General features: G+C 73.1%; 14 protein-coding genes and 2 tRNA genes. 7 read left to right on the top strand and 9 right to left on the bottom strand.

Annotated elements, in window-relative coordinates; genetic code table 11:
- The first annotated feature begins 60 nt into the window (after positions 1 to 60).
- Together QSK00_RS16415 and QSK00_RS16410 are read left to right on the top strand one after the other, a co-directional pair.
- Positions 61 to 132, top strand: a tRNA-Gln gene (locus tag QSK00_RS16415).
- Positions 133 to 185: 53 nt separating this feature from the next.
- A tRNA-Glu gene (locus QSK00_RS16410) sits at positions 186 to 258 on the top strand.
- A 150-nt stretch (positions 259 to 408) separates the two neighbouring features.
- Here QSK00_RS16410 and QSK00_RS16405 read toward each other — a convergent pair.
- The gene (locus QSK00_RS16405) at positions 409 to 984 is read right to left on the bottom strand and encodes a dimethylsulfonioproprionate lyase family protein (protein ID WP_285592198.1); all 576 of its coding nucleotides are present in this window, start codon (positions 982 to 984) and stop codon (positions 409 to 411) included.
- A gap of 145 nt (positions 985 to 1,129) precedes the next feature.
- Here QSK00_RS16405 and QSK00_RS16400 point away from each other — a divergent pair, with 145 nt between their 5' ends.
- Together QSK00_RS16400 and QSK00_RS16395 are read left to right on the top strand one after the other, a co-directional pair.
- Complete coding sequence (locus QSK00_RS16400; protein ID WP_285592197.1) at positions 1,130 to 1,921, top strand: catalase; 792 nt, start codon at positions 1,130 to 1,132, stop codon at positions 1,919 to 1,921.
- Positions 1,922 to 1,978: 57 nt separating this feature from the next.
- Complete coding sequence (locus QSK00_RS16395; protein ID WP_502872045.1) at positions 1,979 to 3,058, top strand: winged helix DNA-binding domain-containing protein; 1,080 nt, start codon at positions 1,979 to 1,981, stop codon at positions 3,056 to 3,058.
- On the opposite strand, the gene QSK00_RS16390 is transcribed toward QSK00_RS16395, so the two are convergent.
- The 3 genes from QSK00_RS16390 to QSK00_RS16380 all read right to left on the bottom strand — a co-directional run bounded on the left by QSK00_RS16390 (position 3,033) and on the right by QSK00_RS16380 (position 4,689).
- Positions 3,033 to 3,662 (bottom strand): pyridoxamine 5'-phosphate oxidase family protein, encoded by a 630-nt coding sequence (locus QSK00_RS16390; protein WP_285592193.1) that lies wholly within the window; start codon positions 3,660 to 3,662, stop codon positions 3,033 to 3,035. The two genes, QSK00_RS16395 and QSK00_RS16390, sit on opposite strands and share 26 nt — an antisense overlap.
- Before the next feature lie 32 nt (positions 3,663 to 3,694).
- The gene (locus QSK00_RS16385; protein WP_285592192.1) at positions 3,695 to 3,880 is read right to left on the bottom strand and encodes an SDR family oxidoreductase; all 186 of its coding nucleotides are present in this window, start codon (positions 3,878 to 3,880) and stop codon (positions 3,695 to 3,697) included.
- 125 nt (positions 3,881 to 4,005) lie between these two features.
- Positions 4,006 to 4,689 carry an IclR family transcriptional regulator gene (locus tag QSK00_RS16380; protein WP_285592191.1) on the bottom strand — a complete coding sequence of 228 codons (684 nt, stop codon included), beginning with the start codon at positions 4,687 to 4,689 and terminating at the stop codon, positions 4,006 to 4,008.
- Between the two features lie 55 nt (positions 4,690 to 4,744).
- Here QSK00_RS16380 and leuC point away from each other — a divergent pair, with 55 nt between their 5' ends.
- Both leuC and leuD read left to right on the top strand, forming a co-directional pair.
- Complete coding sequence (gene leuC, locus QSK00_RS16375; RefSeq protein ID WP_285592190.1) at positions 4,745 to 6,166, top strand: 3-isopropylmalate dehydratase large subunit; 1,422 nt, start codon at positions 4,745 to 4,747, stop codon at positions 6,164 to 6,166.
- 11 nt (positions 6,167 to 6,177) lie between these two features.
- Complete coding sequence (gene leuD, locus QSK00_RS16370; protein WP_285592189.1) at positions 6,178 to 6,765, top strand: 3-isopropylmalate dehydratase small subunit; 588 nt, start codon at positions 6,178 to 6,180, stop codon at positions 6,763 to 6,765.
- A 70-nt stretch (positions 6,766 to 6,835) separates the two neighbouring features.
- Here the strand turns inward: leuD and QSK00_RS16365 are convergent, their stop codons facing one another.
- Positions 6,836 to 7,546, bottom strand: a complete 711-nt coding sequence (locus tag QSK00_RS16365) for an SDR family NAD(P)-dependent oxidoreductase (RefSeq protein ID WP_285592187.1) — start codon at positions 7,544 to 7,546, stop codon at positions 6,836 to 6,838.
- A gap of 83 nt (positions 7,547 to 7,629) precedes the next feature.
- Here QSK00_RS16365 and QSK00_RS16360 point away from each other — a divergent pair, with 83 nt between their 5' ends.
- The gene (locus QSK00_RS16360) at positions 7,630 to 8,451 is read left to right on the top strand and encodes a LysR family transcriptional regulator (RefSeq protein WP_285592186.1); all 822 of its coding nucleotides are present in this window, start codon (positions 7,630 to 7,632) and stop codon (positions 8,449 to 8,451) included.
- A gap of 79 nt (positions 8,452 to 8,530) precedes the next feature.
- Here the strand turns inward: QSK00_RS16360 and QSK00_RS16355 are convergent, their stop codons facing one another.
- The 4 genes from QSK00_RS16355 to glxA all read right to left on the bottom strand — a co-directional run bounded on the left by QSK00_RS16355 (position 8,531) and on the right by glxA (position 13,888).
- Positions 8,531 to 10,183, bottom strand: coding sequence for a flavin monoamine oxidase family protein (locus QSK00_RS16355; RefSeq protein ID WP_285592250.1), 1,653 nt, complete (start codon positions 10,181 to 10,183; stop codon positions 8,531 to 8,533).
- A 17-nt stretch (positions 10,184 to 10,200) separates the two neighbouring features.
- Complete coding sequence (locus QSK00_RS16350) at positions 10,201 to 10,938, bottom strand: nitrilase-related carbon-nitrogen hydrolase (RefSeq protein ID WP_285592185.1); 738 nt, start codon at positions 10,936 to 10,938, stop codon at positions 10,201 to 10,203.
- Positions 10,939 to 10,999: 61 nt separating this feature from the next.
- Positions 11,000 to 11,932: an agmatinase gene (gene speB, locus QSK00_RS16345; RefSeq protein ID WP_285592184.1), complete on the bottom strand. Its 933-nt coding sequence runs from the start codon at positions 11,930 to 11,932 to the stop codon at positions 11,000 to 11,002.
- Between the two features lie 24 nt (positions 11,933 to 11,956).
- Positions 11,957 to 13,888: a radical copper oxidase GlxA gene (gene glxA, locus QSK00_RS16340; RefSeq protein ID WP_285592183.1), complete on the bottom strand. Its 1,932-nt coding sequence runs from the start codon at positions 13,886 to 13,888 to the stop codon at positions 11,957 to 11,959.
- Positions 13,889 to 14,010: the final 122 nt, after the last annotated feature.

The following is a 14,010-nucleotide window of genomic DNA, read 5'->3' as shown; positions in this document are numbered from 1 at the left end:
CGTTCGGTACAGTTGTCCGCGTCGCCGCCGAGGCCTGCTGGTCACGGTGGGTGACAGCCATGGGGTATGGTGTAATTGGCAACACGGCTGATTCTGGTTCAGTTGTTCTAGGTTCGAGTCCTGGTACCCCAGCTGCGAGCAGCGACCGGGCGATCTTGTAGAGTTCCAGCCGCTGTTCCTCCTAGGGCCCCGTCGTCTAGCGGCCTAGGACGCCGCCCTCTCAAGGCGGTAGCGGGGGTTCGAATCCCCTCGGGGCTACATCACGCAGCGCCTCGGCCCGATCGGGCCGGGGCGCTTCGTCGTTCCGGTGGCTCTTCCCGACGGCGGGTCCTCTGTGCCCGCGCTCGCCCGCGAGGGCTACGTGGGGCAGGTCCGGCGGCCCCGCGGCCTGCATGGTGTGACTCTCGCTCAGGGCTCCACGAACACCGACGGCGTGTCGACCGCGTCGAACCACAGGTACGCGAGCAGGACGGCCCGGTCCCCGGTGGCCATGGCGTGCGGCTGCCACGGCGCGTGGTGGATCAGCTCGCCCGCGGGCTCGTCGACCCAGCCCTCGCCGTGGTCCCACCGGATCGCGCCGAGCGGGAGGTAGTACTCCTCGGCGGGGTGGTGGTGGGCGCGGTAGTGGACGTCCGGGCCCAGGACGACGAGCCCCAGCACCAGGTCGTCGTCACCCCGCACCTCGGCGTGGGCGTACCCGGCGAACAGGGCGACGTCGTCGACGTACGACGCGGTCCGGGTCCAGGCCGCCCGGCGGGCGACCAGACCCACGGCCTCGGCCAGCTGCCCGTCGACCTCGTCGGCGACCCGGGCGATCGCGTCCTCGAGATGGGCGAGCACGGGCAGGTCCGGCGGCTCCCCGACGAGCTGCGGCGCACCACCCAGGCTCGCCACCGCCATGAGCTCCGCCATCGCGCCCTGCCGGCCGAGCGCGGCCACGAAGCGCGCGGTGAGGGCGTCGACGGCGGGTCCGGCGGCGGTCACGGGCCCGATCTTCGCACCGCGCCGGTCCGGACGACAGGGTTCCGACGATGTGGCGCTCCTGCCACTGGACGACAGCAACGACGCTTTCCTGCCACGGGGAGGAGCCCCTCCGATCGGCCAGGTCCCCCGGAGTCGGCCGCTGGCTGTGACGGCTGCCACGACGCCGGAGGCGAGGCAGCTGACGCGGGCGACCCACTTCCAGGGCGACCCGGTCCGCATCACGGTCCGGTTCTCCAACGGCGCCGGGAACCCGCAGTGCTCGGACGCGGCGGTCAACGACCCTCGCGGGATGGCGGTGAAGTTCTACCTCCCGGACGGCAGCGAGACCGACCTCGCGCTGCAGACCTGGCCGGTGTTCCCCGCGGCGACGCCCGAGGAGTTCCACGGCCTGATGAAGGCGCAGAACGCCGGGCCGGTGAGCACCGAGGAGTACCTCGCCGAGCACCCGCACATCAAGGAGGCGCTCGACGCGATCGCCGCCCTCGGTGACCCGCCGCTCGCCTGGGGCCGGACGGCCTTCAACTCGATGAACGCCTACAAGCTGGTCAACGCCGACGGCGACGAGCAGTACGTGCGCTTCCGCTTCGAGCCGGTCGACGGCATGGCGTTCCTGCCGCAGGACCAGTGGGAGACCGCGGACGTCGACTACCTGATGGACGGCGTGCTGGAGCAGCTCCCCGTGCAGCACCGGCTCCTCGCCCAGCTCGCGCAGGACGGCGACCAGACCGTCGACCCGAGCCGCGCCTGGCCCGAGGACCGGGAGTGGGTCGACCTCGGCCTCGTCGAGTGCACGGGCCCGGACACCGAGCGCGAGCGGGACGGCGACGTGCTGGTCAACGACCCGACCCGCGTCACCGACGGGATCGAGATGTCCGACGACCCGATCCTGCACTTCCGTTACCACGTCTACGCCGAGTCGGTCCGCCGCCGGACCTAGCCCCCGACGGCGGGACGCGGACCGGACCCGTCCGCCTCCCACGCGATGCTGTCCGCCGTGACCACCCTCGATACCCGGGCGCTGAACCGGGCGACGCTCGCGCGGCAGCACCTCCTGGAGCGGGCGCCGGTGAGTCCGCTCGACGCGATCACGCAGGTCGGCGGGCTGCAGGCGCAGGAACCGCAGGCGCCGTTCGTCGGGCTGTGGTCCCGGCTGGACCCCTTCGACCCGGCGGCCGTCGACGCCCTGCTGACCGGACGGCAGGTCGTCCGCCTGCACCTCATGCGCCGCACCGTCCACCTCGTGACGGCGGCCGACGCCCTCGCCTGGCGCGCTCGGCACGACGCGATGCTGCGCCAGCGGCTGCTCGGGGTGTACCGGAAGGAACTCTCCGACGTCGATCTCGACGAGCTGGCCGCCGACGCGGCCACCCTGTTCGCCGACGGCGAGCCCTCCATGCCCGACGTCGGGCGCGCGCTCGCGCAGCGCCGGGCCGCCCCCGGCCGTGCCCTCGGCGAGGCGGCGATGACGGTCGTCCCCGTCGTCCAGGTGCCGCCCCGCGGCCTGTTCGGGACGACGGCGGGTGCGCGTTACGCGCCGCTCGGGACGTGGCTCGGGAGCGAGCCACACCGGCCGTCGGGAACCGTCGACGCCGAGCTGGTGCGCCGCTACCTCGCCGCCTTCGGTCCGGCCGCCTCGGCCGACCTGCGCGCCTGGTGCGGCCTCGCGGGTCTCCCGGCGGCGGTCGCGGCGGTGCGCGACGAGCTCGTGTCCTTCCGCGACGAGCGCGGGCGCGAGCTGCTGGACCTGCCCGACGCGCCCCGGCCCGACCCCGACACCCCGGCCCCGGTCCGGTTCCTCCCGGCCTTCGACAACGCCGTCCTCGGCTACGACGACCGCAGCCGCATCGTGGACGACGCCCACCGCCTGCTCTCCGTGGCCGGGAAGCGCTTCGTGCTCCTCGACGGCCGCGTCGCGGCGACGTGGACCGTCGTCGACGGCGTCCTCGCCGTCGACCCGCTGCGGCGGTTCACGCGTGCCGACCGGTCCGCGGTGGGGGAGGAGGCGCGGGCGCTCGCGCGGTTCCTTCCCGACGTCGAGCGGGGTCGGGTCAGGGTGGCGTCGTCCCGTACATGATCGACCGGGTGTTCTCCTCGGTGTAGTACGCCTCCATCTGGGCCACCGTCATGTCGTCGGTGGTGCGGGCGGCCATCTGCGCGATGCTCGGGAGGTCGTCGGTCGGCCACGCCTCGGGCTTCCAGAGGTCCGAGCGCAGGAACGCCTTGGCGCAGTGCGTGAAGACCTCCTCGACGGTGACCTCGAGGACGATCTGCGGCACGTGGCCGCGGTGGCGCATCCGCTCCGCGTACGGCGGGTCGAGCAGCAGCCGGGCGGTGCCGTTCACCCGCAGCGTGTCGTGGCGGCGCGGGACCAGGAAGATCAGCCCGACGTGCGGGTTCTCGAGGATGTTCGCGAACCCGTCGACGCGCCGGTTGCCGGGGCGGTCGGGCACGGCGAGCGTGTGGTCGTCGAGGACCAGCACCGAGCCGGCCGGGTCACCCTTGGGGGAGACGTCGACCCGCCCCGTCGCGTCGGAGGTCGCGATCATCTGGAACGGGCTGGCGGCGATGAAGGCGCGGTCGACGTCGTCGAGCCGGTCACGCTGCTTGACGACCGCGCGACGCACCGGCTCCCCGACGACCTCGCGGAGCTGCCCGAGGCTGGTGATCTGCTCGCTCACCGTCTCACGGTAAGCAGCTCCGCAAGGGGGATCTAGACGCTGCGGCCGCCGTCGACCGGGAGCACCACGCCGGTGAGGAACGCCGCGGCGTCCGACGACAGGTAGACCGCCGCGTTCGCGATGTCCTCGGGCTGCCCGAGCCGCCCGAGCGGGATGCTGCCGATGAACCGCTCCCGGGCGCCCTCCGGGTCCTCCGGGCCGAGGAACTGCGGCAGCATCGCGGTGTCGTGGGCTCGACGTGATCGTGGTTCCTCGGCGGCCGGGGCCTCATGCCGGGCGTGGCGGGGTGCTGACGTCGAGCGTCAGCGGTGGCACACGGCTGACGCCCGACGTCGGTGACCGGTCACGCCAGGGCCGTCTCCAGGGCCCGGGCGGCGGCGAGCAGGTCGTTCGCCCAGCGGGAGCCGGGCTTGCGGCCGATGCGGTCGACGGGCCCGGACACCGACACGGCCGCGACGACGGCCCCGTCCGGTCCGCGGACCGGCGCGGACACGCTGGCCACGCCCTTCTCCCGCTCGGCGACGCTCTGCGCCCAGCCGCGGCGCCGGATCTCGGCGAGGAGGCCGGGATCGAACGACCCCGGGGCCTCCGGGGACCAGGCCAGGAGCACCTTGGCGCCCGACCCCGCCGTCAGGGGCAGCCGGACCCCGACCGGCACGGTGTCGCGCAACCCCGACGCGGGCTCCGCGGCGGCCACGCACACGCGCGAGTCGCCCTCGCGGCGGTAGAGCTGGACGGACTCCCCGGTGAGGTCGCGCAGCGTCGGGAGGACCTCCTCGGCGGCGGTCAGCAGGGGGTCGTGATGGCCGTGCGCCATCTCCGCGAGCGCGGGACCGGGACGCCACCGGCCATCGGGATCGCGCTCGAGCAGTCGGTGGGTCTCCAGTCCGACGGCGAGGCGGTGCGCGGTGGCGCGGGGCAGGCCGGTGCGCTCGACGAGCTCGGAGAGCCCGCAGGGCGCCACCGCGGCGGCGCGCAGCACACCCACTGCCTTGTCGAGGACGCCGATTCCGCTACTCTGTCCCACGGAGCGACACAGTAATCTCATATCCTGGGATACACCACCACGCAGGCAGGGATCGATGGGACGCACACTCGCGGAGAAGGTCTGGGACCAGCACGTCGTGAGGCAGGGAGAGGGCGACGAGCCCGACCTGCTCTACATCGACCTCCACCTCGTCCACGAGGTGACCAGCCCCCAGGCGTTCGACGGGCTCCGGCTGCACGGCCGGAAGCTCCGTCGCCCGGACCTGACGATCGCGACCGAGGACCACAACGTCCCGACGCTCGACATCCTCAAGCCGATCGCGGACGAGGTCTCGGCGACCCAAGTGGCGACGCTGCGGCGCAACGTCGAGGAGTTCGGCGTCCGGCTGTTCCCGATGGGCGACGCCAACCAGGGCATCGTCCACATGATCGGCCCGGAGCAGGGGCTGACGCAGCCCGGCACCACGGTGGTCTGCGGGGACTCCCACACCTCCACCCACGGCGCGTTCGGCGCGCTCGCGTTCGGCATCGGGACCTCCGAGGTCGAGCACGTGATGGCCACCCAGACGCTGCCGCTCAAGCCGTTCAGGACGATGGCGATCGAGATCGAGGGCGAGCTGCGCCCGGGCGTGACCAGCAAGGACGTCATCCTCAAGGTCATCTCCCAGATCGGCACCGGCGGGGGCGCGGGCTACGTGCTCGAGTACCGCGGCGCCGCCGTGCGGGCCATGTCGATGGAAGCGCGCATGACGATGTGCAACATGTCCATCGAGGCCGGCGGGCGCGCCGGGATGGTCGCCCCCGACGAGACGACCTTCGCGTACCTGAAGGGCCGCCCGCACGCCCCGCAGGGCGCCGAGTGGGACGCCGCGGTCGCCGCGTGGCGCGAGCTGCGCACCGACGACGACGCCGTGTTCGACGCCGTCGTGCACATCGACGCAGACTCGCTCACCCCGTTCGTCACCTGGGGCACGAACCCGGGCCAGGGACTGCCGCTCGGCGAGTCGGTGCCCGACCCCGCGACGATGGACGACGACGCCGCGGCGGCCACCCGCAAGGCGCTCGACTACATGGGCCTCGAGCCCAACACGAAGCTGCGCGACATCGCCGTCGACGTGGTCTTCCTCGGCTCGTGCACCAACGCCCGCATCGAGGACTTCCGCGCCGCGGCCGACGTGCTGCGGGGCAACCGGATCGCCGACTCGGTGCAGATGCTCGTGGTCCCCGGCTCGATGGCGGTGAAGGCCCAGGCCGAGGCGGAGGGCCTCGACCAGGTGTTCCTCGACGCCGGCGCCGAATGGCGCAACGCGGGCTGCTCGATGTGTCTCGGGATGAACCCCGACCAGCTCGCGCCGGGGCAGCGCTGCGCCTCGACGTCGAACCGCAACTTCGAGGGCCGCCAGGGCAAGGGCGGGCGCACCCACCTGGTGTCGCCGCTGGTCGCGGCGGCGACGGCGGTGCGGGGGACCCTGAGTTCCCCGGAGGACCTGACGCCCACCGTGCTGACGACGGCCTGAGGGAGCTGACCATGGACAAGTTCACGACCCACACCGGCATCGGCACCCCGCTGCGGGTGTCGAACGTCGACACCGACCAGATCATCCCGGCCGTCTTCCTCAAGCGCGTGACGCGCACCGGGTTCGACGACGGGCTGTTCGCCTCCTGGCGCAACGACCCCGCCTTCGTGCTCAACCAGGAGCCCTACGACCGCGGCTCCGTGCTCGTCGCCGGCTCGGACTTCGGCACCGGGTCGTCGCGGGAGCACGCGGTCTGGGCGCTCATGGACTACGGGTTCCGCGTCGTCATCTCGTCGCGCTTCGGCGAGATCTTCAAGGGCAACTCGTCGAAGGCGGGCCTGCTCGCCGCCACCGTCGACCAGTCCGACGTCGAGCTGCTGTGGAAGAAGATCGAGTCGCGTCCGGGCCTCGAGCTCACCGTCGACCTGCACGCGAGGACGATCACCGCCGAGGACCTGGTCGTCCCGTTCTCGGTGGACGACTACACCCGCTGGCGCCTGCTCGAGGGCCTCGACGACATCGGCCTGACGCTGCGCCACGAGGAGGACATCACCGCCTACGAGGCGGCCCGCCCGTCGCACAAGCCGACGACGGTGTAGCTCCGTCCGACAGGAGAGCGTCGTTGCTGTCGGCCCGCGACAGCAACGACGCTTCTCTGCCACCAGGGGGTCACCAGGGGATCGGGCCCGCGTCGTCGACGAAGCCGCCGGTGGGGCCGTCGTCGGGAACCTGGGCCATCTCGACGGCGATGGCCGCGCCCTGCGCGACGCTGCGATGCCCGGCGAAGCCGTTGAGGTCGGTGGCCACGTAGCCCGGACACACCAGGTTGATCTTGATGTTCGTGTCGGCGAGCTCGCGGACGTACTGCACGACGACGCCGTTGAGGTAGGTCTTGGACGGCGAGTAGGCCATGAGGACCGATCCCGCCTGCCCGGCGAGCTGGCGGGTGAGCGACCCGACGCTCGACGACACCACGACGATGCGCGGGTGGGCCGAGCGACGCAGCAGCGGCAGCATCGCGTTCGTCACCCGCACCACGCCGAACACGTTCACCTCGATCGCCGCCCGCATCGCGTCGATGGAGGCCTCGGTCGGCCGCTGGTCGGCACCGCCGGTGACGCCCGCGTTGTTCACCAGCACGTCCAGCCGGTCCAGGGACGCCGCGGCCCCCGCCACACTCGCCTCGTCGGTCACGTCGAGCCGCACACCGAAGGCGTCCACCCCGTCGGCCCGCAGCTTCTCCACCGCCTCGTCGCGCCGGGTGTCGTCCCGGGCGCCGACGCCCACGCGCCACCCCAGCGCCCCCAGCCCCGCGGCGATCTCGTACCCGATGCCCTTGTTCGCCCCGGTGACCAGGGCGACCGTCTTCTCCGCGCTCATGACGACCATGCTCGACCCGCGCGCCGGGTGCGATCCACGACCGTCTCGGTGGGCACTGATACCGGTGGGGTATCAATGCGGGTGTGGAGACGCGGGAGCTGCGCTACTTCGTGGCCGTCGCCGAGGAGCGGCACTTCGGGCGGGCCGCCGAGCGGCTCGGGATCGCCCAGCCGCCGCTGTCGCGGGCGATCGCGGCGCTCGAACGGCGACTCGGCGCGCGCCTGTTCGAGCGCACGACGCGCGAGGTCGCGCTGACCGACGCGGGCGCGGTGCTGCTCGCCGAGGGGCGCGCCGCCCTCGACGCGGTGCTCGCCGCCGAGCAGCGGACGCGCCGCGCCGCGCACGGCCCCGGGATCGTCCTCGTCGCCAAGGCCGGGGCGTCCGCCGAGCTGCTCGCGAAGCTCCTCGACGCCTACGCGGCCGAGCCGGGCGCCGTCGAGGTCGACGTCCAGCTGTGCGCGGTCCACCAGGCGCCGTGGCTGCGGTCGGGGCGGGCCGACGTGGGCCTGCTCCACCGCCCCTACGACGACCTCTCCGGGTTCGACACCGAGGATCTCCTGAGCGAGGGCCAGTCGCTGTTCGTCCGGCGCGGGCACCCGCTCGCGTCGCGGACGGAGTTGCGGACGAGCGAGCTGGCCGACCTCCCGTTGCCCCGGTGGCCCCGGCCCGACGGCGGGTACCCCGACGGGCCGGGCCCGGAGGTCCGGGACCTCACGCAGCTCCGCCAGCTGATCTCGCTCGACCGGGCGATCGCGGTACTGCCGGACTCCATCAGCCAGGGCGGCGACGACCTCGTCGGCATCCCGGTGGTCGACGCCGAGCCGGTCACCACGCTCATCGCCTGGCCGCCGCACAGCCGCTCCCGGGCGGTGGCCGACCTCGTGCGCTGCGCGACGCGTCTGTAGATCCGGCCACCCCCTCCGGCAGGAGAGCGTCGTTGCTGTCATCCGGTGACAGCAACGACGCTTTCCTGCCGGACGGGGCTCAGCGATCCAGATCGAGCGGGGCGAGCTCGGCGAAGCGGTCGCCCGGGCCCGGGTTGCCCGGCGCGGCGTGCCCGCCGAGCTGGTGCACCACGCCCCACACCGCGTTCAGGGCGGTGTGCACGGCGCCCTCGGCCCACCCCGGTGTGAACGAGATGTCGTCGCCGGCGAGGAACATCCCGCGGTGCTCCGGGGGGAACGCGTCCTGCACGAAGTGCGTGAACAGGCGCCGCTGGTAGCGGTAGTGGCCGGGCAGGTTGCCGCGGAACGCGCCCATGAAGTGGGGTTCGCGCTCCCACGAGATCGTGATCGGCTCACCCAGGATGTGCGAGGCCACGTCGAGGTCGGGGTAGATCTGGCGCAGCGAGTGCAGCATGAGCCGCACCCGTTCGTCGGTCGGGAGCGCGAGCCACTTCAGGGCGTCGTCGTTCCAGGTGTAGCTCAGGCACATCACGGCCGGCCGGGTGGCGGCGTCGGGATCGTCGAGACCGCCTCCGCCGTCGAGCAGGTAGGTCCCGCGGGTCATCCGGTCGGTCAACGTGGTGGACAGGACGAACCGTCCCGACGACGGGTCGCGGTCGCGCCAGAAGGGCCGGTCCACCAGCACGAACGTCTTCGAGCTCTGCATGTAGTGCGAGCGTTCGAGGGCCATCCAGAGCTCGTGGGAGAACAGCGACTCCTCGGTGTCGATGCCCGCCGAGAGCAGCCACGACTGCACCGTCGAGATCGCCGCCGGGTAGGCCCGCTCCGTCCCCCAGCGGTCGAGCACGCCGATCTGCCCGTCCGCGCGCCGGCGCAGCGCCCGGACAGCGGGGCGGGGTGATCCGCCGTGCAACGACTCCAGCGAGGCGCCCGGCGTCCAGTGGTGCAGCTGCGAGGGCGCCCGTCGCCACAACGCGAGCGGGACGGACTGGGCGCCGCCGTGGATCCGGACGTGCTGGTCGTCCGCGTCGGTGGCCACGACCCGCAGGATCTCGAGCATGGAGTTGGGGAAGTCGGTGTCCCAGCCGCCGGTGCCGAAGCCGACCTGCCCGAACAGTTCGCGGTGCCCGAAGTCGGCGAACGACGGGGACCGGGCGAGGAAGCCGGAGAAGCTCTCCTCGTCGAGGGCGGGGACCAGGCGGTTCCAGATCTGCTTGACCGCGGTCGGGGAGCGGGCGGCGATCGCGGCGCGCAGGGCGGGGAGCTCGGCGCCGTCGGCGAGCGCGGTCGCCCAGGCCCGGGACACCTCGCCGAAGACCGGCGGGAGGTCCTCGGCGGTCTCGGCGTAGTGGCGGCGTCCGGCCAGCTCGATCACCGTCGACGGGGTCTGCGGCGCGAGCGGGTTCGGGAACGGCGAGGTCCGGACGCCGAGGACGCGCAGGTAGTGGCCGAACGCGCGACCCGAGGCGGGAAAGCGCATCCCGCCCAGGTCGGCCACCGCGTCCGGCGCGCCGGGGAAGGCCTGCGACCGGAGCCGGCCGCCGATCTCGCCGGCCTCGTACACGACCGGCCGGAGGCCGAGGCGCATCAGCTCGTAGGCCGCCACCAGCCCCGACATCCCCGCCCCGATGACGGCGACCTCCGTGCCCAGCGCCGCGTCCGGCACCCGGCCCAGGCCCGCGGGGTGGGCCAGGTAGGTGTCGTAGGCGAACGGGAAGTCCGGCACCAGCATCGACGGGCCGCCGGGCGTCACCACGACGTTCCCCGTCGCTCCGCTCGCCCCAGCCGGTACACCTCCGGGCGCCGGTCACCGAGGTAGTCCGTGAGCCCGGCAGGCCGGACGACGTCGGCGACGAGCAGTTCCTCCTCCTCGCCCGCGCGGGCGAGGACCGTGCCGTCGGGGCCGACGATCAGGCTGGTGCCGCAGAACGGGTCGTCGCACTGGTTGGCGTAGGCGATCGCCACGCCGTTCTCCATCGCGCGCGCGGGGACGAGGACGCGGGCGACGGCCGGGTCGTCGAGGGCGGTCGGGACGAGGACCGTGCGCGCGCCCGCCACCGCGAGGGAGCGGACGACCTCCGGGAACTCGACGTCGTAGCAGATGACGACCGCGCACCGTTCGCCGGCGAGGTCGACGAGCAGTGGGGTGCCGTCCCCGGCGGTGAACGCGGCGCGCTCGTCGTCGCCCCAGAGGTGGGTCTTCGCGTAGCGGCCGAGCACCTCGCCGTCGGGCCCGACGACGACGGCCGTGACGTGCCCGTCGTGCGGCTCGGAGACGACGACCGCGACGCCGTGCTCCGCCGCCGCCCGGCGCACGCGGGGGAGCAGGTCGGGATCCGGTCCGCCGAAGGGGACGCCGTAGCCGGTGGCGAACAGCTCCGGGGTGACCAGGACGTCGGCACCGGCCGCGGCGGCCCGGGCGACGGCGGCCGTGAGCCGCTCCGACCCGGCGTCGGGACCCCTCGCCTGCCACACCGCGATCCGCATGGCTCCTCCGAGCGTGTCCCGTTCCTGACGTCAAGCGTCAGCGGTGGGCCACCGCTGACGCTCACCGACCGGCGGCGAGCACCGCCAGCAGGTCGTACACCACGTGCGCGGCGGCGATGCCGGTGATCTCGGCGTGATCGTAGGCCGGGGCGACCTCCACCACGTCGAACCCCACGATGTCGAGGCCCTGCAGGCCCCGCAGGGTGTGGAGCAGCTCCCGGCTGGTGAGCCCGCCGGCCTCCGGGGTCCCCGTCCCGGGCGCGGCGGCCGGGTCGAGGACGTCGATGTCCACCGACACGTAGACCGGGCCGCCGTCGAGCCGGCGGCGCAGCCGCTCCACCGCGCGCGCCACACCGTCGGTCTCGTAGTCGTCGGCGCGCACGACCGCGAACCCGAGCCGGGCGTCGTCGTCCAGGTCCGCCACGGAGTAGAGCGGACCGCGAATACCCACGTGCATCGACCGCTCCGGGTCGATCAACCCCTCCTCGGACGCCCGCCGGAACGGGGTGCCGTGGGTGTACGGCGCGCCGAAGTAGGTGTCCCAGGTGTCGAGGTGGGCGTCGAAGTGCAGCACCGCGACCGGGCCGTGGAGGGCGTGCAGCGCGCGCAGCGCCGGCAGGGCGAGGGTGTGGTCGCCGCCGAGGCCGACGACGGTCGCGCCGTCCTCGGCGAGCCCGCGGATCCCGGTCTCGGCCGCGGCGAGGGCCTCGGTGATGTCGAACGGGTTGAGCGCCAGGTCCCCGGCGTCGGCGACCTGCAGCGCGGCGAACGGCGCGGTGCCGACGGCCGGGTGGTAGGGCCGCAGCAACCGGGACGACGCCCGGATGTGGGCCGGCCCGAAGCGGGCGCCCGGCCGGTAGCTCGTCCCCGCGTCGAACGGCAGCCCGACGATCGCGACGTCGGCCCGGGAGACCTCGTCGAGGCGGGGGAGCCGCGCGAACGTCGGTGGTCCCGCGAAGCGCGGGACCACCTGACCGTCCACGGGCCCGATCATCGTCGGGTCGTCCTGCTCGTCCGACTACGGCACATCGACGATCTTCGCCTCGCTGGGCACGCCCTTGTCGTCCACGAGGAACAGCATGTACGGCCCCGGCGGCACGATGGTCGCCTCCTCGGGCACCGTCACCGACACCCCGTCCGGCGTCTTCTGCATGTCGAGCGCGACGTCGCGCATGTCGGAGGTGGTGACGTGCGTGGCCGACGAGGTGCGGATCAGGCGGGCCTTCGCGATCCGCGACGCGTCGGGGGTCGGGATCGTGACGGTCTGGCCGCGGGTCATGGTCGGCGGGGCGGACGAGATCGTCGGCCGCGGCGCCCCGGACTCCAGGTAGGGCGGCGTGAAGATCTCGATCCGCTGCTCGAACGTGCCGGGGATCGTGTTCTTCTCGTCGTCGAACAGCGGGTCGGACCCGGCCACGAGCACCCGGCCGTCGGGCAGCAGGAGCGCCTCGGTGTGGTAGTCGCGCCCGATCCGCGGGTCGGCCATCGGCGTCAGCTGGTTGGTCGCCGGGTCGAGGGTGTAGGCGAGGTGGTTGTTCGTCGCCCCCTTGCCGCGGTAGTCCAGCGCGCCGTTGGTGATCAGCGTGGTGTCGTCGGGCAGGTTGACCAGGTTCGGGTACCGGGTCGGCTGCGCCAGGTTCGGCCCCGGCGTGAAGTGCGGCGCCGGGTCCTTGAGGTTCAGGAAGTCGATCCGCGCGGTCGACACCGGGCTCTCACCGACCCCGCCGCCCCCGACGACGGCGAGGCGCTGGTCCTGCACCGGCCCGATCCACGACGAGCCCGAGGTCTCCATGAGCTCCGGGTCACGCAGCCCGGGGATCGGGGTGAAGGCGCCGTTGTCGAGGTCCCAGAACCCGGGGGTGCGCCCCGCGGTCGCCGGCCCGTAGCCGGCGTTCGACCCGGTGTAGACGATCTGGCGGGCCTTCTCGGTCTCGAACAGGGCCGGGTAGGTCGGGAAGTACTGGGTGAGGGTGTTCCGGCGGTCGATCCAGGTGTTGGTGCGCGGGTTGAACTCCTCGGAGAGCCCGTTGAGCACCTGCCCGACGCCGTCGAGACCGGCGACGGTGAGCACGTTGCCGTCGGAGAGCGGGGTGAGCGTCGGGTACCAGCGGGGCTGGTTCATGTCCGGGAGCTCGGTCCACGCCTCGGTCTTGGGGTCGAACGTGTACGCCTTGTTGGTCCCCTGGTAGTCCTGCTTGTCCAGGGTCATCGGCTCGCCGATGCCGTAGATGTTCTTCGAGTCGGCGGCCGGGAGACCCGACACCGTGTACTTGTCGCGGTTCCCGTTGACCGCCTGCGGCCCGGGGACCTCCGACTCGACGAAGACCTTCTCCTCGGACGCCGTGACCTGCGTGCGCCGGCCGACCCCGGCCTTCGTCGCGGGGGGCAGGGTGACGTCGAAGTCCGACTTGTACTTCTGCCCGGACGGGGCGACGAACTCGGTGCCGGCCGGCAGGAAGCGCGGCCCGTCGGGGCTCTCGTTCTTGACGCGCATCGCGCCGGCCGCGTTGGTGACGGCGCCGTCGAGCTTCTCGTAGCGCTGCGTCCCGCCGGCGAAGAGCACCCGGCCGTCGGGGAGCACGGTCTGCCCGCCGCAGAACATGTCGTCGGGGACCGGGATCATACGCGACTGACCCGTCGTCGGGTCGTACACCAGGCTCTTGAGGGCCTTGTTCGCGAACATGTCCTCCTTGTTGCCGGAGCCGGCGATGAGGAGGACCTTGCCCGTGTCCAGCAGGACCGCGTGGATGGAGTTGACGCGGTTGTCCGGCGGCACCTCGATGGTGTCCCAGTGCCCGTACTGCGCCTTGTACTCGGGGCTGTTGATCAGCCGCTCGTGGCGCCACTCCTGGACGTAGGAGAACGCCGGTGGCACGTTGACGCCGAGCAACACGGCAGCGGCGACGGCCACCAGGGCGATCTGCCGGTACCGACGGGTCTTCGCGCGCAAGCCCACCCTCCACGGTCACCGCGCCGGATCGGGCCTGACGACGGGGGAGCGCAGGCCGGGGGCCGACCCGGCGGACGGCCGTGCCTCACGCTAATCGAGTCCGTTTCGTGATCCCGCGAGGG

This window comes from Actinomycetospora sp. NBRC 106378, from assembly GCF_030269685.1.
Taxonomy (GTDB): Bacteria; Actinomycetota; Actinomycetes; order Mycobacteriales; family Pseudonocardiaceae; genus Actinomycetospora.
The sequence above is the reverse complement of the archived record's forward strand: the minus strand, read 5'-3'. Positions and strand labels throughout refer to the sequence as shown.